20 protein-coding genes and 4 pseudogenes are annotated in these 26,698 nt (G+C 69.1%); 11 read left to right on the plus strand and 13 right to left on the minus strand.

What is annotated here, in order from left to right; translation table 11 throughout:
- Window positions 1-332: 332 nt before the first annotated feature.
- The 5 genes from fdxA (at window position 333) to TOK_RS08155 (ending at window position 4,715) form a co-directional block, all read left to right on the plus strand.
- Complete coding sequence (fdxA, locus tag TOK_RS08135) at window positions 333-647, plus strand: ferredoxin (RefSeq protein ID WP_098957195.1); 315 nt, start codon at window positions 333-335, stop codon at window positions 645-647.
- A gap of 98 nt (window positions 648-745) precedes the next feature.
- Window positions 746-2,056, plus strand: a complete 1,311-nt coding sequence (locus TOK_RS08140) for a cytochrome P450 (protein ID WP_098957196.1) — start codon at window positions 746-748, stop codon at window positions 2,054-2,056.
- 11 nt (window positions 2,057-2,067) lie between these two features.
- Entirely contained in the window at window positions 2,068-2,385 is a 318-nt protein-coding gene (locus TOK_RS08145) for an EthD family reductase (protein WP_098957197.1), read from the plus strand.
- A 144-nt stretch (window positions 2,386-2,529) separates the two neighbouring features.
- Window positions 2,530-3,723: a cytochrome P450 gene (locus TOK_RS08150; protein WP_098957198.1), complete on the plus strand. Its 1,194-nt coding sequence runs from the start codon at window positions 2,530-2,532 to the stop codon at window positions 3,721-3,723.
- The gene (locus tag TOK_RS08155; RefSeq protein WP_306305129.1) at window positions 3,720-4,715 is read left to right on the plus strand and encodes a PDR/VanB family oxidoreductase; all 996 of its coding nucleotides are present in this window, start codon (window positions 3,720-3,722) and stop codon (window positions 4,713-4,715) included. Before TOK_RS08150 ends, TOK_RS08155 begins: the two co-directional genes overlap by 4 nt.
- A 262-nt stretch (window positions 4,716-4,977) precedes the next feature.
- Here the strand turns inward: TOK_RS08155 and TOK_RS08160 are convergent, their stop codons facing one another.
- Window positions 4,978-5,991: a GlxA family transcriptional regulator gene (locus TOK_RS08160; RefSeq protein ID WP_098957200.1), complete on the minus strand. Its 1,014-nt coding sequence runs from the start codon at window positions 5,989-5,991 to the stop codon at window positions 4,978-4,980.
- Window positions 5,992-6,087: 96 nt separating this feature from the next.
- On the opposite strand from TOK_RS08160, the gene TOK_RS08165 reads away from it, so the two are divergent.
- Together TOK_RS08165 and TOK_RS08170 are read left to right on the plus strand one after the other, a co-directional pair.
- A complete protein-coding gene (locus tag TOK_RS08165; protein WP_098957201.1) occupies window positions 6,088-6,732 on the plus strand; it encodes an HD domain-containing protein in 645 nt (214 codons plus the stop codon).
- Window positions 6,733-7,062: 330 nt separating this feature from the next.
- A complete protein-coding gene (locus TOK_RS08170; protein ID WP_216361897.1) occupies window positions 7,063-8,040 on the plus strand; it encodes an NADP-dependent oxidoreductase in 978 nt (325 codons plus the stop codon).
- A gap of 273 nt (window positions 8,041-8,313) precedes the next feature.
- Here TOK_RS08170 and nrfD read toward each other — a convergent pair whose 3' ends face one another.
- The 3 genes and pseudogenes from nrfD to TOK_RS08185 form a co-directional block, all read right to left on the minus strand.
- Window positions 8,314-9,432, minus strand: coding sequence for an NrfD/PsrC family molybdoenzyme membrane anchor subunit (gene nrfD / locus TOK_RS08175; protein ID WP_253258253.1), 1,119 nt, complete (start codon window positions 9,430-9,432; stop codon window positions 8,314-8,316).
- Window positions 9,429-10,397, minus strand: a complete 969-nt coding sequence (locus tag TOK_RS08180) for a 4Fe-4S dicluster domain-containing protein (protein ID WP_098957203.1) — start codon at window positions 10,395-10,397, stop codon at window positions 9,429-9,431. Before TOK_RS08180 ends, nrfD begins: the two co-directional genes overlap by 4 nt.
- A 4-nt stretch (window positions 10,398-10,401) precedes the next feature.
- Window positions 10,402-11,016, minus strand: a pseudogene (locus TOK_RS08185) (molybdopterin dinucleotide binding domain-containing protein); the annotation flags it as partial.
- A 243-nt stretch (window positions 11,017-11,259) separates the two neighbouring features.
- Here TOK_RS08185 and TOK_RS08190 point away from each other — a divergent pair.
- The 4 genes and pseudogenes from TOK_RS08190 to TOK_RS08205 all read left to right on the plus strand — a co-directional run bounded on the left by TOK_RS08190 (window position 11,260) and on the right by TOK_RS08205 (window position 14,905).
- Window positions 11,260-11,544 carry a transposase gene (locus TOK_RS08190; protein WP_374754869.1) on the plus strand — a complete coding sequence of 95 codons (285 nt, stop codon included), beginning with the start codon at window positions 11,260-11,262 and terminating at the stop codon, window positions 11,542-11,544.
- Between the two features lie 165 nt (window positions 11,545-11,709).
- Window positions 11,710-13,211: pseudogene (gene istA, locus TOK_RS08195) on the plus strand (IS21 family transposase).
- Window positions 13,208-14,077 (plus strand): IS21-like element helper ATPase IstB, encoded by an 870-nt coding sequence (gene istB / locus TOK_RS08200; protein WP_253258254.1) that lies wholly within the window; start codon window positions 13,208-13,210, stop codon window positions 14,075-14,077. Before istA ends, istB begins: the two are co-directional and overlap by 4 nt.
- A gap of 99 nt (window positions 14,078-14,176) precedes the next feature.
- On the plus strand, window positions 14,177-14,905 hold the full coding sequence (locus TOK_RS08205; RefSeq protein WP_172457479.1) for a transposase: 729 nt from the start codon (window positions 14,177-14,179) through the stop codon (window positions 14,903-14,905).
- An 18-nt stretch (window positions 14,906-14,923) separates the two neighbouring features.
- On the opposite strand, the pseudogene TOK_RS08210 reads toward TOK_RS08205, so the two are convergent.
- The 9 genes and pseudogenes from TOK_RS08210 to TOK_RS08260 all read right to left on the minus strand — a co-directional run.
- Window positions 14,924-15,229, minus strand: a pseudogene (locus TOK_RS08210) (transposase); the annotation flags it as partial.
- Window positions 15,230-15,303: 74 nt separating this feature from the next.
- A pseudogene (locus TOK_RS08215) lies at window positions 15,304-15,423 on the minus strand (IS481 family transposase); the annotation flags it as partial.
- Window positions 15,424-15,762: 339 nt separating this feature from the next.
- Window positions 15,763-17,277, minus strand: a complete 1,515-nt coding sequence (locus tag TOK_RS08220) for a class I adenylate-forming enzyme family protein (protein ID WP_098957208.1) — start codon at window positions 17,275-17,277, stop codon at window positions 15,763-15,765.
- A gap of 1,038 nt (window positions 17,278-18,315) precedes the next feature.
- Complete coding sequence (locus TOK_RS08230) at window positions 18,316-19,326, minus strand: ABC transporter ATP-binding protein (RefSeq protein WP_172457478.1); 1,011 nt, start codon at window positions 19,324-19,326, stop codon at window positions 18,316-18,318.
- Between the two features lie 41 nt (window positions 19,327-19,367).
- Entirely contained in the window at window positions 19,368-20,396 is a 1,029-nt protein-coding gene (locus TOK_RS08235; protein ID WP_253258255.1) for an ABC transporter ATP-binding protein, read from the minus strand.
- A 59-nt stretch (window positions 20,397-20,455) separates the two neighbouring features.
- Window positions 20,456-21,319 carry an ABC transporter permease gene (locus TOK_RS08240; RefSeq protein ID WP_172457481.1) on the minus strand — a complete coding sequence of 288 codons (864 nt, stop codon included), beginning with the start codon at window positions 21,317-21,319 and terminating at the stop codon, window positions 20,456-20,458.
- 72 nt (window positions 21,320-21,391) lie between these two features.
- A complete protein-coding gene (locus TOK_RS08245; RefSeq protein WP_216361898.1) occupies window positions 21,392-22,330 on the minus strand; it encodes an ABC transporter permease in 939 nt (312 codons plus the stop codon).
- 815 nt (window positions 22,331-23,145) lie between these two features.
- Window positions 23,146-25,518, minus strand: coding sequence for an acetyl-CoA acetyltransferase (locus TOK_RS08250; protein WP_098957213.1), 2,373 nt, complete (start codon window positions 25,516-25,518; stop codon window positions 23,146-23,148).
- A 309-nt stretch (window positions 25,519-25,827) separates the two neighbouring features.
- Window positions 25,828-26,698 (minus strand): ABC transporter substrate-binding protein (locus TOK_RS08260; protein WP_141566317.1); only part of this gene is annotated, 871 nt, incomplete at its 5' end.

Below are 26,698 nucleotides of genomic sequence, written 5' to 3' on the forward strand. Positions count from 1 at the left end.
ACCGACACCCATCCTGACCAGCCAGTCCCAGACCAGCCAGATCCAGACTCACAGCTGCTTCTGTCCACTCGGGATCTCCAGACGATGGGGTTGACCGGATTCCGTCCACACAGTAGGAATCCGCCGGTCATGCCGGCGAGCCGCGGAACGCGGACCGTTGTCCAGCCCGCGCGGGACTGCCGGATGACGGCTACTCGTGATCTCGCCCGCGCTGGCCGGACAGGGTCTCGCGCTGAATGGATCGAACACCGTTTCACTGCCTGTCTACCGTCGTTCCTCCGACAAGACTGCCGCCACAGTGCGGCACCCACGCCCGACGAGGAGGTCCAGCCGTGGCTTTTGTCATCGGGGAGCCGTGCATCGACGTGATGGATCGCTCCTGCATGGAGGAGTGCCCGGTCGACTGCATCTATGAGGGCAATCGAATGCTCTACATCCACCCCGTGGAATGCATCGACTGCGGCGCCTGCCAGGATGCCTGTCCGATGGAGGCGATCGTGCCCGACCGGCGAATGCCGGACACCTGGGCGCCCTTCCGGGATGCCGCGCGCGGGGTGTTCACCGACCAGGGGCTCGGCGGCGGAGCGTCCGCCGTGGGCACCGTCCGTGATCCCGAAGTCGTGGTCGCCTGGGTCCGCGACGCCTGATCGGCCTGTTGCCCGAATCGGCTCGGGCACCGTCGACCTGTCACCTCCTCCGGCAGATCGACCCGCGACCTCCCACCATTACGATCAAAGGAGATCTGATGACCACATCTGACGTCTCACCGGCGGCAGTCGGTGGCGGCACCTGCCCGGTGTCGCATCGAGCGGCCTCGTTCAACCCGTTCGTCGAGCCGTACCTCTCCGACCCCTACTCGTTCCTCGCCGGCGTAAGGGCCGAGGAGCCCGTCTTCTACAGCCCGGAGATCGACTACTACGTCGTCACCAAGTTCGACGACGTCCGCATGGTCTTCCGCGACCCCCGCACCTTCTCCGCCGAGATCGCCCTCGAGCCGCTGACCCCTCTGTTCCCCTCGTCGATCCAGAAGGTCATCGACGTCGGCTACGTGCCGGGGCCGGTCCTCGTCAACGAGGACGGTCCGATCCACATGAAGCGCCGGAAGGCCATCGGCGAGAAGTTCGAGACCCAGCGCGTTGAGGCGCTCGAGCCGCGCATCCGGGCGATCGTCACCGAGTACCTCGACAAGTTCGTCACTACCGGCAGTGCCGATCTGATCGATGACTTCGTCTGGGAGATCCCAGCTCTCGTGATCTTCATGTTCATGGGCGTCCCGGACGAGGAGGCGCCGCTGGTCAAGCAGTTCGCGGCCCGCCGCACCCTGTTCACCTGGGGGCGCCCCACCGAGGACGAGCAGAACAAGCTCGTCGACGAGGTCGGCGTCTACTGGAACTACTGCAAGGCCCACGTCGGCAGGCTGCTGGAGAAGCCCGGCGACGACTTCATGTCCGACGTCATCCGGGTTCACCAGGAGGACCCGGAGCTGATCGACGAGACCTACCTCTACAACACGATGCTCAACTTTCTCTTCGCCGGTCACGAGACCACGACCGGGGCATCGGGCAACGGCTTCCGTGCGCTGCTGGAAAACCGGGACGCCTGGGCCCAGCTCTGCGCCGACCCCTCTCTCATCCCCAACGCCGTGGAAGAGCTCCTGCGCTACAGCTCGTCGGTGATCGCGTGGCGGCGGCGCGCCAAAGCGGCTACCACGATCGGGGAGGTCGACATCCCCGAGGGCGCGAACGTGCTGCTCGTGACGGGATCAGGCAACCACGACGAGGCCAAGTTCGAGGACGGCGAGAAGCTCGACATCCACCGCGACAACGCCTACCAGCACCTCGCCTTCGGCTTCGGCACCCACATGTGTCTCGGCGCGCCGCTCGCCCGCCTGGAGATGCGGATCATTCTCGAAGAGCTGACCCGGCGCCTGCCGCACATCCGGCTCGTCGAGGGCCAGGAGTTCCAGTACAGCCCCAACACCTCCTTCCGTGGCCCCGCACACGTGCTCGTCGAGTGGGACCCGGAGGCCAACCCGGTCCCGACGGACCGTCCCTGAGAGGTCATCTCGTGCATCGTCTGACCGTCTGCTACGGCCGACCCCAGGATCCGGCCGCCTTCGACGCCCACTACCGCGACGTGCACCGGCCTTTGGCGGAGAAGATCCCCGGCCTGCAGAGCGTGCGGCTGGGCGCCTGCGAGGGCATCCCGGCCCCTGATGGAACCTCTACGGAAGCGCCCTACTACCTGGTCGCTGAGCTGGAGTTCGCCGACGCGGCCACCCTGGCGGCGGCGTTGTCGTCTCCGGAGGGAGCCGCAGCCGCGGGCGACCTGGAGAACTTCGCCACCGGAGGAGTCAGCCTGTTCGTGCAGCGCGACCTCGTCTGAGCCCGTGGATCGGACGTGACTCTCGATGGCGGGGGCTGTGGCGGCCTCGATCCGCAGCCCCGTCGTCGAGTTCGGCTGGCCCGGCCCGGATCAGCCGGCGTAGACACCGACCACCCGCACCTGACCTCACGCGATGGAGTCCCGATGACCGCCCCTACCCGAAGCCTGCCGGTCGGCGTGCCGGAGAGCGATTTCGATCCCTACACCGATGAAGCGCTCCTGGACCCGTGGCCGGGCTACCGCCAGTTGCGTGAGGCTGGGCCGACAGTGTGGCTGAGCAAGTACGAGATGTTCGCCATGACGCGCCACTCCTCGGTGCGCCGGGTTCTCGAGGACTGGCAGACGTTCTCCTCGGCGTACGGCGTGATGATGAACGACGAGATGAACAAGGTGTTGCGGGGCAACACGCTGTGCAGCGACGGTGAGCAGCACGATGCCCAGCGTCGCGTAGTGATCCGGCCGCTGCGGCCGCTCTCGCTGCGTGCACTGCACGACCAGATCACTGCCGAGGCCGAGCAGCTCGTCGACCGGCTCGTGGCCAAGGGGAGCTTCGACGCCGCGACCGAGCTGGCCCACCACCTGCCGCTGACGGTGGTCTCGAACCTCATCGGTCTCCCGGAGGACGGCCGTGAGCAGATGCTGGTGTGGGCGTCGGAGATGTTCAACTGCTTCGGCCCGGCGAACGAGCGCACCGTGTCGGCGTTCCCAGTGCTGCAGCAGATGGTGAGTTACGCCTCGACCCAGGCGGTGCGGGGCAAGCTCAAGCCGGGCAGCTGGGCAGAGGCGATCCACGACGCCGCGGACCGTGGGGAGATCTCTCCCGAGGCCGTCCCGGTCATGATGATCGACTACATGGGTCCGAGCCTGGACACCACGATCTTCGCGATCTCCAGCGCCGTCGAGCTGTTCGCGCGTCATCCCGACCAGTGGGACCTGGTGCGTCAGGACCCGTCGCTGGTGGCGGGTGCGGTCGAGGAGGTCATCCGGCTCGAAGCGCCGATCCAGGACTTCTCCCGCTACGCCGTGTCCGACTACGACCTCGACGGGGTGATCGTGCCGGCGGGCTCGCGCGCGATCGTGTTCTACGGGGCGGCGAACCGAGACGAGCGAGAGTACTCGGACCCCGACCACTTCGACATACGCCGCACCGCTCGCACCCACATGAGCTTCGGCGCCGGGCCGCATCAGTGCGTCGGGATGAACTTGGCTCGTCTGGAGATCTCCGCTCTGTTCATGGCGCTGGCCAAGCGGGTGCGCAGGTTCGAAGTCACATCGTCACAGAGGGCCCTGCACAACATCCTTCGTGGCTTCACCCAGCTGGAGGTCTCCGTCTCGTGAGCGAGACCCTTTCGATGGACTCCGTCCGCGAGGCGGATGGCCCCGAGCAGGATCTCGACCTGGTCGTCGAGCAGGTCGAGACGGTCGCAGACGAAGTGGTAGCGGTCACACTCCGGCGGGCCGACGGAGAGGCGTTGCCGGCGTGGTCGCCAGGGGCGCATCTCGACGTCCGCCTCGGCCCGGACATCGTGCGGCAGTACTCACTGTGCGGGAATCCGGACGACCGGGACCGGTGGCGGATCGCCGTGCTCCGCGAGGTGAACGGTCGCGGTGGTTCCGAGCGAGTGCACGCCCTGCGCTCGGGCGACGCGGTGGCGGGGCGAGGCCCCCGCAACAATTTCAAGCTCGATCCTGCGCCGCGGTACCTGTTCATCGCCGGCGGTATCGGCATCACCCCCATCCTCGCCATGATCACCGAGGCGGAACGGGCCGGAGCGCGTTGGCAACTGCTGTACGGCGGCCGGACCCGCTCATCGATGGCTTTCCGCGAGGAGCTGTCGCTCGAGTATCCCGACCGGGTGACGACCCACCCGGAGGACGAGTCGGGGCTGCTCGACCTCCGAGAGGCCCTCGGCACACCGATCGTGGACACGCTGGTCTACTGCTGCGGGCCCGAGCCGCTGCTCGCCGCGGTCGAGGCTGCATGCGTGCCCTGGCCGGAGAACGCCCTGCGGATCGAGCGGTTCACCCCCAAGGTGATCGATCCCGACGTCACATCCGCCGACACCGCGATCGAGGTCGAGTTCCGCGCCTCGGGCATCACGCTTCGGGTCGCGGCCTGCAGCAGCATTCTGAGCGCGGCCGAGGAGGCTGGCCTGCCAGTCGTCTCCTCCTGCCAGGAGGGCATCTGCGGCACCTGCGAGACTGCGGTGGTGGAAGGTGAGCCCGACCACCGCGACTCGGTGCTGTCCCCCGCCGAACAGGCCTCCGGCGAGGTCATGATGATCTGCTGCTCATGGGCCAAGTCATCGAGGCTGGTGCTGGATCTGTGAGCACCACACGCAGCATCGACGACGCCCCTGCTGCGCGCGATCCGGGCGAGCACCGCAGTGGTGTTGCTCATCGGCGAAGTGGACAAGCCCGACGTCGCGGTGGAAGGGCCTGTTCCGCACGCCCCTGGCATCGGACTCAGCCCGGGAAGGCGAGACATTGGCTCACGTCAAAGCCAGGCGTGGAACGCTCGCACTCAGCCGCCAGGTGATCGAGCCCGCGTCGCACTCAGTCGCCGGACGATGCGGTGATCAGTTCCCACGCTCAGCCCTCCGCGCCCCGGCGAAGCGCCGTGCGGAATCGACGCTGGTACACGGCCGGAGACATCTGAATTTCTCGGGCGAAGACCCGCCTGAGGCTCTCGTAGCTGGGAAAGCCGGCCAGCGCTGCCGCTGCAGTAGCGGTGTGGCCCTGGTTGAGCAGGGACTTGGCGATGTCGAAGCGGATCGATTCGACGTATCGAGCGGGCGTGGTCGCCAGCTCCTCCCGGAAGAGCCGAGTGAGATGCCGCTGGCTCAGGTTGAGCCTGCCTGCGAGCGCTGCCAGAGAATGATCGCCCGCCGGATCGGCCGTCACGATGTCGATGATGTGGCGCAGCGCCGGCGTTCGCGGAGGGGCGACCGTCAGCGGCACTGAGAACTGCGACTGCCCGCCGGTGCGTTGCAGGTAGACGACCAGCATTCGAGCGACATCCCGAGTCAGTTCAGCGCCGTGGTCTTCCTCCACCAGCGCGAGCGCGAGGTCGATTCCCGCAGTGACTCCTGCGGAGGTGTAGGTGGTTCCGTCTCGTGTGTAGATCGAATCAGGCTCAACGGCGATGCCCGGATAACGGGCAGCGAGCTTGTCGGCGGCCTTCCAGTGCGTCGTCGCCCGCTTGCCGTCCAGTCGGCCGGCGGCGGCGAGTATGAAGGCCCCCGTACATATTGAGGCGACCCGTCGAGACCGAGCAGCCAAGTCCGTCGTGGCGTCAGAGAGGTCCCGCGGGACCGGCGTCCGGGGGAAGATGTCGCCGCCGGCAACCAGCAGGGTGTCCGCGTCCGTCACATCGCCTGGGCTGAGGTCGACGACGAGCTTGATACCGACAGAGGTGACCACGTCCTCGCCACTCGCGGAGACGAGACCGACGTGGTAGCTGGCCCCCAGGCGGTTGGCCTCTGCGAACACTTCTGCCGGGCCGGAGACGTCAAGGAGCTTGACGCCGTCGTAGACCAAGATCACGACCCTGCGCTGTCCCGATGTTGTCCTGGGCTTGTCGAGGTCCGGAATCGGGTACTTCATGGCCGCTGTCGCGCGGCGCGGTCGCCCTGTCTCGGCGCACCGTGGTGTGCAGGCAGAGACACTGCCAGCACACCACGACTAGGAAGCGACACCGCCATGACAGACATCATCGCAGGAGTCGAGGTCCCGGACACGAAGGCGGTCGCCGAAGCGACCCGCCTCGTGACGGAAATGGTGAATCCGCTGCTCTTCCACCACTCTCGCCGCGTCTTCCTCCTGGGCTCCCTTCACGCCAGCAGGCTCGGGCTGCAGCCGGACCCGGAGCTGCTCTACCTCGCTGCGATGTTCCATGACGCAGGACTTCTCACGCCGTTCTCCGAGGCGCCGCAGAGATTCGAGGTCGACGGGGCCGACCACGCCCGCCGTTTCCTCCTCGCCCAAGGCTTCTCGGCGCAGGCCGCTGACACGGTGTGGGCCGCTGTCGCGCTGCACACCACGCCCGAGATTCCTGGACGCATGGGACCGGAGATCGCCGTCACGAACCTCGGCGTGCTCACCGACGTCATCGGGATCGGTCTGGACGCGCTCTCCCAGGATGCCGTCGACGAGATCACGACCGCCCACCCCCGCGGCGACTTCACGCAGGGGTTCCTCCAGGCCGTCTACGACGGGCTCAGGGACCGGCCCGACACCACCTACGGCACCATCAACGCCGACGTTCTGGAACACTTCGTTCCGGACTTCAAGCGCGGGAGCATGGTCGAGCGAATCACCAACTCGCCCTGGGTGGCCTGTCGTTGAAGTCGGGTTCCGAGCAGCCGACGCCCGATCCGACAGCTCGGCGCTGGCCGACGCCGAGCAGGCCCGCGTTCGCGGTGCTCACGTTCGCCACAGGAGGGCTCATGGCGTCCGCGAGCGCACCGTAGCCGGCATCGCAGAGCGGCCCTGGGGCCTACTGACAACCGCTGACGTCAACCTCGCCCTCGTCACGATCCTCGCTGCCGGTGCCGCGATCCGTTCCATGTCCAGAATCAGGTGGTTCGCGTCCGGGCGGAGGCGGAGCCGGGGCGGCAGTGTGCTGGATCGTTGATGAGTCATCCGTACCCAAGGACACACAGAGAGAAGGCTCCGATGAACGCCGCCGAGTCAAACGCACCCGCAGGACGGATGAAGGCCCTGCGCGCCCACGCTCGGGGTGGCGCCGAGCAGTTGGTGTACGAAGACGCTCCCGTGCCGGACGCCCCGACCGGATCGGACGTCTGCGTCCGGGTGAAAGCGGCAGCCATCACCTTCGATGAGCTGACCTGGAACGAGACCTGGGAGGTCGACGGCGTCGACCGGACGCCGACCATCCCTTCGCACGAGTTCGCCGGAGTTGTCGTAGCGGTCGGTCCCGAGGCGGGAGAGTTCGCAGTCGGCGACGAGGTCTTCGGGCTTGTCCCGTTCGACCGCAACGGCGCGGCTGCGGAGTATGTGTTGGTGCCCTCGACCAGCCTCGCCGTGAAGCCGGCCGGCGTCTCCGACGTGGTGGCCGCCGCAGCAGTGCTGCCGGGGCTCACTGCGATCGAGGCTCTGGAGGAGCCCCTGGGGCTCGTGTCAGGGCAGCGGCTACTCGTGCGCGGCGGGACCGGCGCGGTAGCTTCCTTCCTGACCCAGTTCGCCCATCGCATGGGACTTTCGGTCACTGTCACCGTGCGGTCCTTGGCCTCGGTCGACCGCGCGAAGCAACACGGAGCGGACGAGGTTCTTGTCGCCGACGAACCAGCAGGCATCGCCGCGGGGAGCTTCGATGCTTCGATCGACGCGGTCGGGGCCGGGACACCCGACTGGTTGTACCGGGCGGTTCGACCTGGTGGTCGGGTCATCACGCTCCAGGAGGCCCCCGACGCCGACCTCGCGCAGAAGTGTGGAGTCGACGCAGCCTTCTTCCTCGTCGAGGCTCGCGCTGATGCCCTCAGCCGCCTAGGCGCCGACCTGGCAGCGGGAGACCTCGAAGTCGCGGTCGCCAAGGTCTATCCGCTGGCTGAGGGCCGTGCCGCATACGCCGGCAGGGGTCAGTCGGAGAAGCCCGGAAAGACAGTCCTGGACGTCGCGGCGCGCGAGTCATGAAGCACACGACCAGGTTCGACGTCGGCTGAGCTGACCCGGACATGATGCGCCCGGACCCAGCGGTATCGAGTTGCGCGGCGGGGCATTCGGTTCTCCGGATGCCCCGCCGACGGGCTGACACCTGTGGAGATCCACGCTCATCAGTCGCCGGAAGGCGGTCAAGTCCGCTGGCGTGGCGCAACTCGGTCCGGGTGAGGCTCTCCGGTTCGGATCATGCCGTCATCAGCTCCGAGGCCGCCACCTCCCCCGGTGTCGGCGGGGTGGCGAGCAGGGTCATGGCGCCCTCGGAGAGGTAGCGCCGGCCGGCGGAGCAGGTCGTCGGGGTCGGGGGACACCTCGACGACCTCGGTGCGGTGGACAGCGAGATGCCGGGTGTCCAGGGGGACTTTCGTAGGAGGTGGAACTGCCGGTAGCGGTCAGTTCCGCGGGAGGCGTTCGCGTTGAGGTGCCACGGTGTAGCGGGGATCGCGTGCGGACTGCTGGCCGGCATGAAAGATGCCGAACCGCGTGCACGCCGAACCGGCCAGCAGCACGGTCCCCGCCAGGAACGATGCCGCCCGGCTCCGATGCCCGGCCGCGGGCGCCGAGAACCGCTCCGGTCGCGGTGAGCGCGCGGGCAGCGGTCCGGAAGCGACCCGCAGTGCCCTGACGCATCGGTTCCGCGGACAAGCCCATCGCCGACTCCATCCGGGCGCTCATCGCGAGGTCCAGCATCGCACCGCCCACGGCCATCCGCCGGGCAGCGCGGGCGTGGGTGACCGGCGTTCTCAGCATGCCCATGCCACCGGCGGCCGCCGCCGCGCTGCCGACGAACACGAACGGCATGTCACGGCGCCCCTCGTGCCACGACGGCGTCGCGGTGTCGGTGAGCAGCACCGCGGTGTAGGAGGCGACCGCGGGACCGAGCAACGCCGCCACGACGCCCGCAGCGCGTCCCAGCCCGGGAAGGACCCGCCCGGAGCCCAGCCTCCCCGGGAGCAACCTGCGGAACTCCGCCGCGGCGGCCAGCCCGGCCATCGGCGCGTACGCGACGAGGATCCAGCTGCCCACGCTCATCGGCGAGGTCACCTTGGCGACCCGCAACATGTGGTGGAACCTCGCGGGCCTGCCCAGGTCGTGCACCAGTGCGGCGAAGCTGCCGAGGATCGCGGCCAGCGCGGTGACCCGGGCCGGGCGGCGCAGGGCGCCGTTGCCCGACAGGTCGGCGCCGGCCGCCAGCAGCGACGACGCGCCGGCGAGACCGCCGAGGAACAGGTAGGCCGGGATGTCGGGGCCCCATGGGGATGGCTTGACGATCGGGCGGCCGTAGTAGGACGTGAACTCTGCCTCGGGCACCATCGCCCGTTCGCGGTGCCCGCGCCGGCGGCCCGTCCTCACCGGCGTGGCGTTCACCTGCGCACCTCCCCGGCGAACGCGGCGATCGCGCCGGCCAGCAGCGTCACGGCCGCCAGGCCGGCGCGGCGCCACATCTGGGGCAGGTCTCTGGTGGTCGCGACGGGGTCGGGTGGCAGGCCGTAGACCTCGGGCTCATCGAGCAGCAGGAAGAACGCTCCGGTGCCACCGACCCCGTCTTCCGGGTCGTGGCCGTATAGCCGGGCGTCGGTGACACCCGCATCGTGCAGCGTGTCCGCTCGCCGGCGGGCCCGCTCCCGCAGCTCGTCGAGGTCGCCGAACTGGATGGACTGTGTCGGGCATGCCTTCGCGCAGGCCGGTTCCAGGTCCCCCTTGAGACGGTCGTAGCACAGCGTGCACTTCTGGGCCACCCCCACCGCGGCGTCGTCGGGGCGCTCGATGACCCCGTAGGGACACGCCGGCACGCAGTAGCCGCAGCCGTTGCAGATGTCGTCCTGTACCACCACGGTGCCGAACTCGGTGCGAAACAGCGACCCGGTCGGGCACACGTCCAGGCACGCCGCGTGCGTGCAGTGCTTGCACACGTCGGACTCCATCAGCCACCGGAACGGCACCCGTTCCTGGGCCGGGGCCGCACCGGGCAACGCCATTGCGGGCATCCCTAGCCCGACCGGTGCCGCGGCGGGATCCGGCCCGCCCGCGAGCGCCAGCACGTCGAGCCCGGCGTGATCCAGCGACGGCGGCATCTGGCCGAGCTGCTTGCGCTGCTCGACGAACGCGACGTGCCGCCACGTCGAGGCGCCGAGCCCGACGCTGTTGTCATAGGAGTGACCCGTCAGCGCCATGCCGTCCTCGGGTATCGCGTTCCACTCCTTGCACGCCACCTCGCAGGCCTTGCAGCCGATGCAGACGCTGGTGTCGGTGAAGAAGCCCTTACGCGCGGGCGGGTGAGGGTAGCCGGCGGCGGTGGCCGGGTCCTGCGTTCCGAACTGGCGGTTGCTCATCGGGTCAGGCCTCCGTACCGGTGGACTCGCTGATGCCGGCGCGGCGCCGGTACTCCTCGACGTACTTCAGCAGGGCCGGGCCCTGGGGCCTGCGGCCCGCCCGGATGTCGCAGCTGGCGGCCTTCGTCTCCTGGATGTGCACGTTCGGGTCCAGCGCGATCGACATCAGCTCGTTCGCGGCGTCACCGGTGCTCAGACCGTTCGCACCCCAGTGATAGGGCAGGCCGATCTGGTGCAGTTGCCGGCCCCCGACCCGCAGCGGGCTCATCCGCTCGGTCACCAGCACCCGGGCCTCGATCGCCGAACGGGGCGAGACAATGGTGGCCCAGCCCAGGTGCTCGAGCCCTCGCTGTGCCGCGAGCTCGGGGCTGACCTCGCAGAAGAACTCCGGCTGCAGCTCGGAGAGGTGGTGCAGGAACCGGCTCATCCCGCCGGCCGTGTGGTGCTCGGTGAGCCGGTAGGTGGTGAACACATACGGGTACACCTCGCTGCCTGGGCGGGTACCCGACGGCGAGTATCGGTTGTCCGTGCGGGAGTAGGTCTCGCGTGCCGGGTTGGACCGGTGGGCGTAGAGCACGTTGTCGAACGGCGACTCCTCCGGCTCGTAATGCGCGGGCAGGGTCGGTGCCGGCAGTGGCGCAGTGGCTCTCGGTATATCTGGCCGTCTGGCGGCGTGCCTTGAAAATGACGTGCCCTCTGCCCTGCCGGCACCGGTCCCGAGCATCGGGTGGCTTGATCAGGAGCTTGGCCGCGCACGCGTGCCTCATCACAGATTCGCCCCGTCGGTGCTTCCCCGGGTCCGGCTCACTCGACAAGGGAGCAGGCCCTGACCACCACCACCGGCCCGGTCCTCGACGCCGTCATCGGCGTCGACACCCACTGTGACACCCACACCGCCGCGTTGACCGATCCGATCGGACGCCACCTCGACACCCTGGTCATCACTGCCGACGCAGCCGGCTACCGACAGCTGATGGCCTGGGCCAGCAAACACACGCCCGGGCCTCGGCGGCTCTGGGCGATCGAAGGCGCCCGCAGCCACGGCGCAGGCCTGAGCCGAGCATTGCGCGCAGCCGAGGCGGTGATCGTCGAGGTCGACAGGCCGACCCGCCGGGCACGACGCCACGGCAAGAGCGACTGGGTGTGATCACCTGACCTGGCCCCACTTCGGCCGGTTGTCGTCACGAATTCCGGCCCCGGAGGTGGCGACATGTCCGTTGCCGGGGTGGGCGCGGTGTGTCGTCACGAATGTTGGCCCCACCCCGGTTCAGATTCCCGGTGTTGATGTTGTCGGCGCCGGGGGTCAGTCAGGATGGGGTCGCGGGTGGAGCTGTTCGAGAAGATCCGGCGAGAACGGCGGGTCGAGGGTCTGTCGATCAGGGAGCTCGCTGAGCGCCATCAGGTCCACCGGCGGACGGTGCGCCAGGCGCTGGCCAGCGCCGTCCCGCCGCCGCGGAAGCCGTACTCGCCGCGGCCACGTCCGGCGATCGAGCCGTGGACCGCGATCATCGACGGCTGGCTGCTGGCCGATCGGGACGCCCCGCGCAAGCAGCGCCACACCGCGCGGCGGATCTGGCAGCGGCTGGTCGCTGAGCACGGCGCGACGTGTTCGGAGGTGACGGTCAGCCGCTATGTCGCGCGGCGGCGCCGCGAGCTGGGGGTTGACCGGGATCGAGGTGATGATCCCGCAGACACACCTGCCCGGCGCCGAGGCCGAGGTCGACTTCGGCGAGTTCCACGCGGTGCTCGACGGGGCCGCGGTGAAGTGCTGGATGTTCGTGATGCGGCTGTCGAACTCGGGCCGGGCGTTCCACGCCGCGTTCGCCACCCAGGCCCAGGAGGCGTTCCTCGACGGCCACGTGCGGGCGTTCACGCACTTCGGCGGGGTGCCCGCGTTGCTGCGCTACGACAACCTCAAACCGGCGGTGGTCCGGGTCTGCAAGGGCCGCGACCGCGACGAGTCCGAGCGGTTCATCGCGCTGCGCCCGGCCGGGCAAGGACGGAGCGCACGAGAAGGGCGGGGTCGAGGGCGAGATCGGCCGCTTCCGCCGCCGCCACCTGGTCCCGGTCCCGCACCTACGCTCGCTGGCCGAGCTCACCACGCTGCTGGCCGCCGCCGACGACCTCGACGACGCCCGGGTGATCAGCGGGCGACCGGTCACCGTCGCGGCGGCGTTCGCTGCCGAGGCGCCGACGCTGATGCCGCTGCCCGACGAGCCGTTCGACTGCGCGCGGCTGCTCTCAGCGCGGGTCGATGCGAAGGCCCGGGTCTCGGTCCGGCAGATCAACTACTCCGTCCCGGCCCGGTTCGCCGGGCGGCGCCTGGCGGTCCGGCTGGGCGCGAGCACGGTCGAGGTCCTCGACGGGGCAACGGTGGTGGCCCGCCATGACCGCGGCGTCGGGAGGTTCTTCGACGTCCTGGCCCTGGACCACTACCTCGAGGTCCTCAAGACCAAGCCCGGCGCGCTGCCCGGCGCCACCGCGCTGGCCCAGGCCCGGCGATCGGGGGTCTTCACCTCCAGCCATCAGTCCTACTGGGACGCGGCCCGCGCAGCCAAGGGCGACACCACCGGGACCCGGTGGCTGATCGAGGTACTGCTGGCCCACCGCGCCCACCCCACCCAGGCGCTGATCGCGGCCATGGACCGAGCCGTGGCCACCGGCGCTTTGGACCCGCACCTGGTGATCATCGACGCCCGCCGCGGGGCCACCCCGATCGCGCCCGTGGTCCCCATCGGCGCGCTGGCCCGCTACGACCGCCCCACCCCGACCCTCCTCGACTACGACGACCTGCTCACCGGAAGCGGCACATGACCAGCACCACCGACAAGACCAGCACCAACATGACCCGCACGAACGCCCGCACCGGCGCCAGCTCGCACAGCCGGCCCGCGACCAGCGGCGATCCCACCGCCGACGCTGCTGCGCAGGCCTCGATCGGCGCAGCCACCCGCGAGCTGAACCTGCCCACCGTCCGCACCGAAGCCGCCCGCCTGGCCGATATCGCCCAGCGCGAACGCCACACCCACCTGGCCTACCTCGCCGAAGTCCTCGCCGCCGAGGTCGACGACCGCACCGAACGCCGCCGCGCCCGCCGCATCGCCGACGCCCGCTTCCCCCGCCTCAAACGCCTCGCCGAGTTCAACATCGACGCCGTCCCCACCATCCCCGCCGCCACCCTCGGCCACCTCGCCGCCGGGCACTACATGAACGCCGGCGAACCCGTCGTTCTCCTCGGCGACTCCGGCACCGGCAAGTCCCACCTGCTCATCGGGCTCGGCCTCGCAGCCTGCCAACAAGGCCGCCGCGTCCGCTACGTCACCACCGCACACCTGGTCAACGAACTCGTCGAAGCCGCCGACGAACGCGTCCTGTCCCGCGTCGTCGCCCGCTACGGCCGGCTCGACCTGCTCTGCCTCGACGAACTCGGCTACGTCCAGATCGACCCCCGCGGCGCGGAACTGCTCTTCCAAATCATCACCGAACGCGAAGAACGCGCCTCTATCGCGATCGCCACCAACCTTCCCTTCTCCGAATGGGGCACCGTCTTCCCCGACCCGCGACTCGTCGCGGCCATCGTCGACCGCGTCACCTTCAACGCCCACATCCTCGAGACCGGGACCCAGTCCTACCGACTCCGAACCAGCCGCACCACCACTCGCTGCAAGCGCGGCACCTGACCACCCACACCCCGATGACGAACCCCAACCGGGGCCAACATTCGCGCCGACTGGTGGGGCCAGATCACTTGACGAGACCCAAGCGACGCCCTGGACGCGGTGCACACTGCCCGTTCAGCCCTGGCCGCCGACCGGGTCCACGATCCCCGCGCCGACGGAGCCCGCGAGGCTGCACGGCTGCTGCTGGTCGAGCGCGACCGCGCAGTGCGCCACCGCACGGCAGTCATCGACCAGCTCCGTGACCTGGTCCTCACCGCCGACGACGCACTCCGCGCTCGCCTACGAGGCCGCTCGATCGCAAAACTTCTCGACGCTTGCCACAGCCTGCGCCAGCACGGCGGCGACGACCTCGAGACACATGTCCGAATCCAGTCGCTGCAGCGACTGGCTCGTTGCGCCCGCGCACTGACCGCCGACGTTCGCGTGATCGAAGACGACCTCCGGCAGCTGGTCGAGGAGCATGTTCGGGTGCTTCTGGCCGAGCCCGGCGTCGACACCGTGACAGTCGCTCAAATCTGGGTCAGCTGGTCTCACCCCGGACGAATTCGCTCCGAAGCCGCCCTCGCCGGCGCGAGCCCGCTCGAAGCGAGCAGCGGTCAACGCACCCGACATCGCCTCAACCGAGGCGGCGATCGCCATCTCAACCGGGCCCTACACCACGTCACCCTGACTCGTCTCGCGACCGACCCGGTCACCCGCGACTACGTCAACCGGCGCGTTGCCCAGGGCAAGACCCCGCGCGAGGCTCGACGCTGTCTCAAGCGCTACCTCGCCCGCCGTCTCTGGCGGGTGCTCGAACACCATCAAGCACCGGCGCCGACGCCTTGACACACCATAGGAGCGTCATTTTGGGAGGACGTCGCGGGCGAAGTAGGCGGTGGCCCGGCGCAGGATCTCGTTCTCCTGCTCGAGCTGCTTCGCGCGCTTTCGTAGCTCGCGGTTCTCCGCTTCCAGGTCCGTTGCGGTGGCGCCGGGCCGCGGCTGGGTGGTGTCGGTGGTGAACCCGTCGTCGCGGTCGGCGATCTTGAGCCATCGCTGCAGGCAGGACTCGGAGATCCCGAAGCTCTTGGCCACCGAGGCGATGGACTGTTCGCCCTGGCGGGCCACGGCGATCACGTCGCGGCGGAACTCCTTCGGGAACGACTTGGGCACGGTGACGATCCTTCCAGCGAGGAGCGCGTCCTCACAGGCCAGGAGTCAACCGAACCCTGGGCAGCCCCTTTCGCAGTCGGCCAGGTCACCTGCATGCGTTCGGCGGCGCGGGCGATCGACCAGCCCTGGTCCACGACCAGGCTTGCCAGGCGTAATCGGCCGAGTTCGGACAGCGGGGCGTTAGCGTGGACCACGAAGACCTCCTGAGGTCGGTGCGGATGCCGTCAGACAGCTCCACACCAACCACAGGAGGTCTTCCCCATTCAAGATCAATCAGATCGTGTCGTCACACGGCCTCGACCAACGGCCCCGGGCAGTACAACTAGCGGCTGGCCCGCCGTTCCTCGGCTCGGCCAGGTCGGTGTACTCCAGCAGGTTCTTCCCGCCTCGGTCTGCTGAGGAGGTCGAGGACCTCGGCCGGGCTGCTCCACCGGCGGCGGTGGAAAGATCGTCGCGGACCAGGAGACTCGAGTCACGCGACCCCGCTGAACCCGGCGCACCCCACCAGTCCCCCTGGTAGAGGGCATTTTCGTCTATCCAGGCCCGGACACGCCGGACCCATCACGAAGAGTCAGGGCCAGGGCGACCAGTTCGCGCCGCAGCACCTTGCCGGTGTGCGTGGTGGGGAACTCGTCGACGACGAGCACCCGGTCAGGGGTCTTGGAGCCGCGCAGCCGCTCCAAGACCCACTGGCGCAGCTCCTCCTCCTCGACCCGCGCAGCGGGACGCAGCCGCACGAAGGCCCCGATGACCTGGCCCCACTCCGCGTCGGGAACGCCGGCGACGACGGCCTCGAGGACCGCCGGGTGCCGGCTGAGGACGTCCTCGATCTCGGCCGGGGCGATGTTCTCGCCACCGCGGATGATCGTGTCGTCGGAGCGTCCGCGGACGAAGATGAAGCCGCCGTCGTCGATGTAGCCACGGTCGCGAGTCGGGAACCAGCCGTCAGCCTGGATCTTGCTGCCCTCCTCGAGGTACTCCCCCGCCACCTGCGGCCCGCGGACGACGATGTCACCCACCACACCGGGGGGGCACACGGTCGCCTCGTCGTCGTGCACCTCGATCTCCACGGAGGGCAGCGCGCGACCGACCGAGCCCAGTCGGGCACGGACGGCAGGGTCGTCGGACGCGACGGCCTCACGGTGGTCGTCGGGGCCCAGGACGGCGATCGAGGAGGCGGTCTCGGTCAGCCCGTAGGCGTTGACGAAGCCGGTCTCCGGGAAGATCCCGAGTGCCTTCTCGATGACTTCGGCGGCGATCTTTGCCCCGCCGTAGGACACCGACCGCAGCGACGTGGGCCCGGGCACGCCGCGGGTCTCCAGCTCGCCGACGATCCGGGACAGCATCGTCGGGACGACCATGGCGTGGGTGATCCGCTGCCGCTCGACCACGTCGAGCCAGTCACCGGGGGTGAATGCGTCGAGGTAGACGACCCGCCGGCCGGCGTACAGGTTCGACAGGCAGTTTGCCACCGCAGCGATGTGGTAGGGCGGGACGCTCACCAGCGTCGCGTCGGACTCCTCGACCGAGGCGAACTCCACCGAGCCGAACAGGTAGGCGGTGAGGTTGCTGTGCCGCAGGACTGCGCTCTTGGGCGCCGCCGTGGTGCCGCTGGTCATCAGCATGACCGCGACGGACTCCGAGTCGATCTCATGGGCCCGCAGCGGTGGAGCGTCGGCGGCCGGGAGCGAGACGAGCTCCTTGATGCCGATCGTCTGCACGCCGGGGACCCGCTCCGGAGCGTCGGTCACTACGAGCGGCCGCCCCTGCCGGCTCATGATCTCCATGAGCTGTTCCTCGCCGAGCCGGTAGTTCAGCGGGAGGAACGGCACGCCGGCGAGCGAGGCGGCGAAGAGCGCGACCGGGAACGCCGCGCCGTTGGGCCCGAGGTAGAGCAGCCGATCGGCACCGGTCGAGGCGAGGTACACCGCGCCCGCGGTCGCCTTGGCCCGCAGCGTCGTCCCGGTGAGGCCGTTCCCCCGGTTGCCGATCAAGGTACGGTCGGCCATCCCGTCGGCGACCATGTCGAGGATCATCGCGAGGGTCACCGAGAGCCCCCGTATCTCTTCGTCGGGCGGATCTCGATCATGTCAGTGCTCCTCAGGTGCAGTCGCAGGTCGTGTGGCGCTGGATCGCACATCACCGCGTGAGCGCGTAGGTCTTGAGCAGACCGCGGCTGATGATCGCCTTCCGGATCCCGCTGGTGCCCTCGCCGATGAGCAGGAACGGCGCCTCGCGCGTGAGCCGCTCGATCTCGTACGCCCCAGGTCCTTCAGCCCATCGGCGATCTCCTGCGGGTAGATGTCGCCGTGTGCCTGCGCGCGCGGGACGACCTCCTCGTCGGCGAAGCACGTGAGCGTCGACAGGGTCTCCCGCTGGATGGCGATCAGGTCGGCGGTCTGCGCCAAGCCGGTCACGGGTTCTCCTCGGAGGATCTCGTCGCGAAAAGCGGTAAAGGCCATCGCTGCGGCGATGACGTCGTGAGCTCGACGGATGACCGGCGCGTCGATCGTCCGGCCGTCCACCGGGGGACACCCGCCCCGTATGCCGCCGCGGCATCCACGATGCGCTGCGCCGAGCAGGCGAGGCAGAGAGCCCGCGCTGCCTCCCGGGACGAAGGGCGACCGGGTCAGTCGACCGGCTCGGTGTGGGCGGGTCCTCGATCCGCACCTTCCGGGGTCGCAGGCACATCGCCGGCGCCGGACCCGTGCGAACGCATCGGACGACTCGGACCAGGCCGCTGACCGGGAGCGGTCCCTCGGACCACGAGGGACGAGCCGTCCTCGCCATGGGGGTACTTCACGCCACGCATCTCGCCGGATTCCGCCACCACCATCACCTCGTGGGCGTTCACCCGGATGCTGACGACATCGCCGCGCCCGTGACCCGACTGCCCGCACGATGTGCCGAAGATGTCGGGCGTCGTGAATCCTCCTGGGGACGCCGGACCGGATGACCGCTGCGGGGTCGGCGAACGAGGGGGCTTGCGCCGGCCCAGATGCAGGACGCACGACGCATCACGTCGGAGGCCTCCATCGGCCCCTGCACCGTCCGGTCGCGCCACGATGTCGGTCGGCGCACGATGGTCATTCCGCCGCTGCGTGACCGGCACGTCCCTCTCCTCCTACTGCTGTCCCGTGGACCCCCACCGGGTGGTGACAGGAGAAGCTGCGGGAGCGCTCGGGAACGGAGACCAGGGCGGGAACCTCGACTGCGCAGTCGGGCTGCTGATTGGCGCACCGGGGCTGGAACGGGCATCCGACGAGCGGGAGCGCAAGGTTCGGTGGCCGCCCGGCGAGGCTGGGCCGCCGTACGTGCGGCGGATCGTCCAGCCGGGGAACGGAGTCCAGCAGCGCCCGGGTGTAGGGGTGCTGCATCTGGGCGAACAGATCCGCCGTCTGCGCCATCTCGACGATCTCGCCGGCGTACATCACCGCCACCCGGTCCGCCCGTCCGGCCACGACGCCCAGATCGTGGGTGATGAGCAGGATCGCCATGCGGAAGCGCTCCTGCAGGCTCTCCATCAGATCGAGGACCTGCTTCTGCACAGTGACGTCCAACGCCGTGGTCGGCTCGTCGGCGATGAGGACCTTCGGATCACACGACAGCGCGATCGCGATCGCCACCCGCTGCCGCATTCCCCCGGACAGCTCGTGCGGGTACTGGCCCAAGCGCTGCCGCGCGGCGGAGACGCCGACCTGGTTGAGCAGATCCATCGCACGGTCGGCGGCCTCCCGCTGGGCCAGGCCCAGATGATGCCGGATCGGGTCGATGATCTGCTTTCCGATGGTGCGCACCGGGTTCAGCGACGTCATCGGGTTCTGGAAGATCATCGCGATCTCCACGCCGCGCCACCCGTTCCCGGCTCGGGGGTCGGCGCGCACGTCTTTCCCCTGGTAACGAATCGAACCCGACACGCGCGCGCCGTCCGGCAGGATGTTCAAGATCGTGCGGCCCAGCATCGACTTGCCCGAGCCGGACTCCCCCACCAGGCCCACCGTCTCGTTCGAGTACAGGTCCAGCGAGACACCCCGGACCGCGCTCAGTGGCCCGGCTGCGGTGGGCAGTCTGGTCCAGACGTCGTCGAGGGACAGCACGGGCGCCCCGCCGGTGGGCTCGGATCCCGCAGGAGATGTGCTCACGCCCGTCCCCCGATCGCCGCCACGGCCTCGCTCGGGAAGTGACACGCAGCGAAGTTCCCCTTCTGCCCGTACGGTCGGAGCACCGGTTCCTCGTCGGCGCACAACTGCTCCGCCCGCGGGCATCTCGTCCTGAACCGGCACCCCGAGGGGGGATCGATCGGTGAGGGTACGTCCCCGATCGCGGGTGTATGGGGGATCGGGACGCCCGGGTCGGGCTCCGGCACGGCAGCAAGCAGGACCGACGTGTACGGGTGGGCCGGCGAGCTGTAGACCGCGCTGGCCGGGCCTATCTCCACGATCTTGCCCAGGTACATGACCGCCACCCGGTCACTGATGCTGCGCACCACTGCCAGGTCGTGGGCGATGAACAGCAGGGACAGGCCGAACTTCTCCTTCATGTCCTCCAGCAGGTTGGTGATCTGAGCCTGGATCGACACGTCCAGCGCGGCGACGGGCTCGTCGCAGACGATGATCCGGGGGTTCATCACCAGCGCCCGGGCGATGCACACCCGCTGACACTGCCCACCGGAGAGCTCGCGCGGACGCCGGTCGCCGAAGGTGTCCGGATCAAGACCCACTGCCTCCATCGCCTCGCGCACGCGTTCCAGCCGCTGTGCGCGCGTGCCCGACCTCCAGATCGAGAGTCCCTCCCCGACCAGGTGCTTGACCTTGCGCCGAGGGTTCAGCGCGCTCACCGGGTCCTGGAAGATGATCTGGATATCGGTCCGGGCCCGCCGCAGCTCCGCGACCGACAACGCCCGTAGATCCTGGCCACCGTACCGGATCGTCCCAGCCGTCGGTTCGACCAGCCGCAGCACCGCACGAGCCGCCGACGACTTCCCGCAGCCGGATTCCCCGACGATCCCGAGGGTCTCCCCCGGGGCCAGGTCGAAGCTGACATCGGACACCGCCTGTACAGCGCCACCATCGGTGTGGTAAGTGAGCTCGAGGTGCTCGACGCCGAGCAGCACCGTCGAGGCCTCCCGCAGGTGCTCGATGCCGGTCACGAGTCTCGCGCCGGTCACCGCTGCAGACGTACCAGTCATGATCTGCCGACTTCTCTCAGGTGTCGATGAAGATGGGGTCAGCCGGCCGCGGGCCCGCTGCCCTCGATGCGACGGCGCACGTGCTCCCCGACGACGTTGAGCGCCATGACGGTCAGGACGAATACGGTCGCCGGGATCGCGACCTGCTCCGGATGCAGGCTCAGCGAGCTCCGCGCATCAGAGATCATCCCACCCCAACTGGGTGCCGGTGGAGGGATGCCCAGGCCAAGGAAGCTCAACGACCCCTCGGCCACGATCGCCGTGGCGACCACGACGAAGAAGTAGGAGGAGACTGTCAGCAGCACGTTGGGCAACAGCTCACGCCCCAGCAACCGCGGTGTGCCGGCGCCCAGCGCCCGGGCGGCGAGGATGAACTCCCGACTCCGGTACGCCAACGTCGACCCGCGGGTGAGCCGCGCGAACGTCGGCGTCAACAGGACGGCCAACGCCACCACGATCGTGGAGATCGTCGGCTGCAGCGCAGCGGCCAGCGCAAGGAGCAGCACCAGCGGCGGGAACGCCAGCATGCTGTCGATCAGCAGCGACAGGACGCGGTCGACCTTGCCGCGCCAGAACCCTGCCGCCATCCCGATGGCCGTTCCGACCGCCATCGCCAGCAGGACGGACAGCAGCCCCACGGCCAGGGACTGGCGGGCCCCGAAGATCAGCCGCGACAGCTGGCTGCGGCCACTGTTGTCGGTTCCCAGTGGTTCCGGAAAGCTCCAGTCCGGAGGCGTGAATGGTCGCCCGACGAATTCTGCGGGATCCGCGATCGGCAGAAGATTCGCGAACAACGCGACCGCAGCCAAGACGGAAAGCCAAGCGACCGCAGCCCAGTACAGGACCCGAGCACGGCGGAGGCGCCGCCACAGCGAAGGACGCCGTCCGTCCGCACGCGCCACCGGATCGGGAACAGCCGCGGCCTCGATCCCCGCCGCGAGCGGGGGGTCCTGCAATTGATTCCCTGTCATGACTCAGGCTTTCCTCGTCCGCAGCCGGGGATCCAGAACGTGATAGAGCCCGTCGATCAGCGCGTTGATCAGCACGTAGGCCACGGCGATCAGCAGCACCACCGCCTGTACGACCATGAAGTCCTTGCTGCTGATCGACTCGAAGAGATACGAGCCCATTCCCGGCAACCCGAAGATGCGCTCGATGATCACCGCGCCACCCAACAGGCGCCCGACGCTCAACCCTGCCAGCGTCAGGAGAGTGAACGACGAGGGCTTCAGTGCGTACTTCCACAGCACGGTGCGACTCGGCAGCCCGGCGGCACGAGCAGCCAGGATGTGGTCCTCCTGCAGCGTGGACACCATGTCCGCGCGCAACAGCCGGGTGAACACCGCTATCTCGGGTAACGCCATGGTCAGCGCCGGCAAGAAGATGTACTGCAGGTTCTCGCCGAGCCCGTTGGAAAGCTTCCTGTAGCCGGTCACCGGGAACAACCCCAACTTCACGCTGAGGTAGTACGACAGGAACAGGCCCAGCACGAAGACCGGAGTTGCGATGACCAGCGACGTCACGAACGTGGTCGTCTGATCCAACGGCCCACGACGCCGCCACGCCGTGTACACACCCAGCGGCACCGCCACGACCAACGCCATCCCCAGCGCCAGCACCATCAGTTCCAGCGTGACCGGCAGCCGAGTTGCCAGCGCGTCGGTCACGGTCTCGCGAGTGCGGAACGACGACCCCAGATCCCCGGTGACCACATTGCCGATCCACGCGCCGTACCGTTCCAGCAGGGGTCTGTCGAGCCCCGTCTGTCGATTGAACTCAGCGACCTGGTCCGGCGTCGCGGACTCACCGATCACAGCAAAGGCCGGCTCGCCAGGGATGAAGTCGACCAACAACGCGGTCGAGAAACTCACCAGGACCAGCACCAACACGATGTGCAGCAGGCGGCTGCCCACCGCTCGCCCCTGGGCCGACAGTCGCCGCGAGCGCTGAGCCGTGGCCGAGGACGTCACCACTGGCCGACCTCCACCGGGCTACCAGCGATCATCTGAAATCCCCTCACACGACGGCGCACGGTGCGACCGGCCGGCGGTGGCCTCCACAACGGACAGCGCAGAGACCTCACGCGGTCGATCCCGGCCGCCGGGGCGACGGGTCCTCCCGGGGGTCTACGAACTCCGCGCTCGCTCACGTCAGCTCTCATCCCCTCGCCAGGCCCGCTCGCCCAGCTGACATCTGACGACGTCGAACTGCGTGAGCCAGGTCCTATCGTGCAACATAAGGAAGGTAACGGGTTCAACCTAGGAAGACAACTGAAGTGTGCTGGCGCGGCGCCCTCCGGCCGAACATCACGCAGCCCTACAGGTCGACCCGAGCCGGTGGTCCCCGGAGCGGCTCAGGACGAGCCGACATCGCGCAGGGTCGACGATCAGCGACGGCACTCCGAGGCATGGAGCCGCCGGCCACTCGCTCCCTGACCTGAGCTCCATCCGTCCGCGTCCGTCCACAGCCGTTCCCCGGCACGCCACCGGCAGAGCCATGCGGAGGGTGCTCGAACAAGCCACCGATCCGCTCGCCGGAACGGGCGGGCGCGCCCGTGGCCCCGTGATCGGGCCGTGCACACCGGCTGCCTCATCGCCATACCCGTGTCGGCTCCACAGGCTCCGGCTCCGGCTCCGGGGCAACGCCAGACCGGACGTTCCCAGTGCCGGGCCGTCGGCGTCCGGCGCCCTGAACGGCGCCCACTGCTAGCGGCGTGCCGGCCCGACCGTCATCGGTTCCGCCATCGCGGCTCTCGCTTCTCGGCGAATGCCTGCACGCCTTCGATCATGTCTTCGCTGACCAAGAGCTCGTCGACGGCTGCGGAGCGGTGCTGCACAGCCGCACGGATGTCCGCGATGGCCTGCGTCTCCTGCATCACCTGCAACGACACCCGTACGGACGTCGGCGAGACGGCCAGGATCTCCGCGGCGAGCTCGCGTGCGGCAGCGAGAGCGCCTCCGGCGGGCGCGATCCGATTGACCAGCCCATGCGAAAGCGCCTCCTGGGCACCCAGCCGCTGGCCGGTGAGGATCATCTCGTTCGCCAGCTTCGTGGGCGCCATGCGCGGGAGGCGGATCAGGCCACCCATACCGGCGATCAGGCCCACCTTGACTTCGGTCAGCGCGAATGTCGCGGTCACGTCGGCGACGACGAGGTGGCACGTCAGCGCGATCTCGGTACCGCCACCCATCGCGAACCCGTTGACCGCTGCGATCACCGGCTTCGGGAGCGACGGACGGTCCGTCAGACCACCGAAGCCGCCCTCCGGGACCCAGACCCGATTGCCCCGGGCCTGCCATCTCAGGTCGTTCCCCGCGCAGAACGCCTTGTCCCCGGCGCCGGTCAGGATGGCCACCCACAGCCCCGGGTCGGCGAAGAACGCGTCGAACACCTCGTCGAGCTCGTCGTTCGCGGGTGGATGCAACGCGTTCCGTTGTTCCGGGCGGTTGATGACGATCTCCAGCACGCGACCGTCACGGCGGACGGTCAGGTGCTCGTAGTGCTCCCTGAAGGCCGGAACACGCGCGGGGTACAAGTGCGACATCCGGACGTCACTGACCGCAAGTCGGTTCCCGCGCGGTGTCCATTTCGCGAACACGCGCTGCCCGATGGGTTCACCGGACGACAGCATCTCGAGGACTTCCTCGTCGTCCGAGCACGTCTGCGCGAGGAACCGGCCGCCGTCGTGTTCCAACCGACCGACGACGACCCCTGCACGGCTCCCGTCGCGGTCGTACGTGACGGTGTAGGTCTCGATCGTCGCCCAGCCGTTCGCCCGAAGGACCTGTGCCGGTGCCGGCAACCGGTCGATCTGCTGTTGCAGGGAGGCGCTGTCGTCGACGCGCCACGGCACAGGCCGGGTGGAGTAGACGCCGGCCGAGTACTTGCTCAGTGCGCCGCCGTTCGCGCCGACGAACCCGAAGCTGCCGGGCGCTGTGCGAGCTCGTTCGACCGTTTCGGCGATCGCGTGCATCGCGTAGTTGTTCCCCGCACCTCCGAAGAACGGCAGGCCGCCGGTGACCGTGAGCCCACGCAGATCCTCGGCGGCAAGGCCCAGGCCGTCGATGGCTGTGTTGAACACGGCGATCGGGAAGCAACTGTAGAAGTCGAACGTCGCCAGGTCGTCGACGCCGACGCCGGCCATCTCCAGAGCATGACGGGCAGCCGACACCGACGCAGGGCTCTCGCTAAGATCAGCGCGGTCGAGGAGGTTCCGTTCCCGCAGATCCGCATGCCCGTGCAAGAAGACCCACTTCTCCTGCGGGACGCCCAGCGCCCGCGCAGTGGTGATCGATGTGATGAGGACCGCCGCTGCCTGGTTGACCTTCTCCCGTGCCACCACATAGCGGGTGTACGGGTAGGCGATCAGCCGGTTCGCCTCGGTGGGGACGACCAACTCGGCCGCAGTACGTTCGATGGGGGCCGAGGCGTGCGGATTCCTGGCCGCGACCCGGGTGAACGGGGCGAACAGCTCACCCATCGACCGGGCGTATTCCGCCCGCGAGCTGCCGAGCCGGGCGCGCCGCGCGTTCTCGAACAATGCGTAGAGCACCGGTGCACCGGTCAACCCGTGGTCCACCGCGTACGACGACCGCGCGCCGGAGAGCCCGTAGCCACGGTCCTCGAGATCGCCATCGACGTGCTCGGAGAAATCCGGCTTGTCCGCAGCGGCGGACAGGTGCCGCGTCGTCGAGGTGGCCTCCGCGCCGACCAGCAGGACCGCCTCGGCCCTGCCGCCGGCGATCTCCCCGGCGAACTCGTTGACGAGGTGCTGGGGGGACTGACCGCCGCCGACCTCCAGGACGGCACGTCGCGGCGCCGCCCCGACACGGTGGGCAACCGACCTGGGGAAGTTGTCCGATCGGCCCAGAGTCGTCGGCAGGCCTGGAAGGGATATCTCGGTCTGGCGGACTCCCGCGACCGTGTCCAGCGCTTCGGCGACGACGGCGGGATCAGCCCCGGAGTCGACGAGCGCCGCCTCCGCCGCCGCCGCCGCCAACTCCACCGGGGAGAGACCACGGTAGTCCGGTCGGTCGATGCGCTCCGAGAACTGGCCAACGCCGATGACGACGGGAGTGCGCGGGTCGAGGTCGTCGTTCACGAGTGCTCCGGAAGGGGGTGTGTACGGGACGGACGGCGGTGAGTGCGTGGTGCGACCTCGGCGAGGCGCTCGAGACGTCGGCGCGCAGCGCGGTGCTGGGTGCGGCGGAGAAGGACGGCAGCCTCGACGAGGTCGAGGACGAGCTGTTCCGCATCACCACGAGCACGCCGGAAGCCTCGTTCCCCGGTGGCCTGCCCGGGCGGCTCGTGGTGGGTTCTCCGTGGGATCAGGCTGCTGCGAGCCGAGGGATGCAGCCTGATCCCGCTTCTACGATCGGGCGGTCCCCAGGCGGCCATCGACCGACGCCGGTCAGCCGGCCAGCGCGAGATCCGACAGGAAGACGCCTCCCGGGTAGGCGTCCGTGAGGCCGGTGGCACCGTCGGCAATGATCCAGTTGCTGCTGTCGGGCAGGGTCACCCCGGACCAGAGTGCGGGCAGATCCTTGGCGATGACGGCCTGCGCGGCACGCATGGCGACGGCGCGTTCCTCCTGGTTGACGGCCGCCTTGGCGTTGTCGAGAGCAGCGTCCAGCTCGGGGCTGCTGTACTTCGCGGCATTCAGCGACGATGTGCTGCTGAAGCAGTCGACGTACGCCTGCACGTACTGCCCGGCGAAGTCACGGGGGCACTGCCACAGCGCGACGTCGTACTCACCGGCGAACACCTTGCCCGGATAGTCGCCCGACTGCACCTGGTCGATCCGGTAGTTCAGGTTGTCGAACCGGCTGTATGCGGTCTGCAGCGCCTCGGCCTCACGAAGGCTGGCGGGAGTGACCAGGTGCCGGATGACGACAGGGCCCCCGTTCTGCGCCGCGACCTCGTCGATCAGCTTCTGCGCTGCGCCCGGGTCGAAGGCCGGCACGGTGGCCGACACGTCGTAGTACGGCGAGTCCTCGGGGAGGAGGGTGCGGGTTCCGATGACCGTGCCGGCGCCCCGGTAGAGGACCTCGTTCAGCGTCTTCGAGTCCAGGCCCAGCTGCAGGGCCTCCCGGACCCGGCGGTCAGCCAGCGGTCCGCTGGCGTTGTTCTCCAACCAGATCCAGGAGATGTCGGCCGACTCCCGGGGCACCGCTGTGAGCCCGGTCTCGACCGCGGCCACGATGTCCGACGGCTGGAACATCAGCGCCGCCTGCACCTGCCCGGCGCTGACCGCGTTCGTGATCGCCGCGGGATCGGAGTTG

The sequence above is a fragment of the Pseudonocardia sp. N23 genome, from assembly GCF_002583555.1.
Classification (GTDB): Bacteria; Actinomycetota; Actinomycetes; order Mycobacteriales; family Pseudonocardiaceae; genus Pseudonocardia.

Coding starts and splice junctions, on each gene's coding strand:
- TOK_RS08140 (WP_098957196.1), top strand. CDS start 746: ATGACCACATCTGACGTCTCACCGGCGGCAGTCGGTGGCGGCACCTGC.
- TOK_RS08150 (WP_098957198.1), top strand. CDS start 2,530: ATGACCGCCCCTACCCGAAGCCTGCCGGTCGGCGTGCCGGAGAGCGAT.
- TOK_RS08160 (WP_098957200.1), bottom strand. CDS start 5,991: ATGAAGTACCCGATTCCGGACCTCGACAAGCCCAGGACAACATCGGGA.
- TOK_RS08165 (WP_098957201.1), top strand. CDS start 6,088: ATGACAGACATCATCGCAGGAGTCGAGGTCCCGGACACGAAGGCGGTC.
- TOK_RS08170 (WP_216361897.1), top strand. CDS start 7,063: ATGAACGCCGCCGAGTCAAACGCACCCGCAGGACGGATGAAGGCCCTG.
- TOK_RS08180 (WP_098957203.1), bottom strand. CDS start 10,397: ATGAGCAACCGCCAGTTCGGAACGCAGGACCCGGCCACCGCCGCCGGC.
- istB (WP_253258254.1), top strand. CDS start 13,208: ATGACCAGCACCACCGACAAGACCAGCACCAACATGACCCGCACGAAC.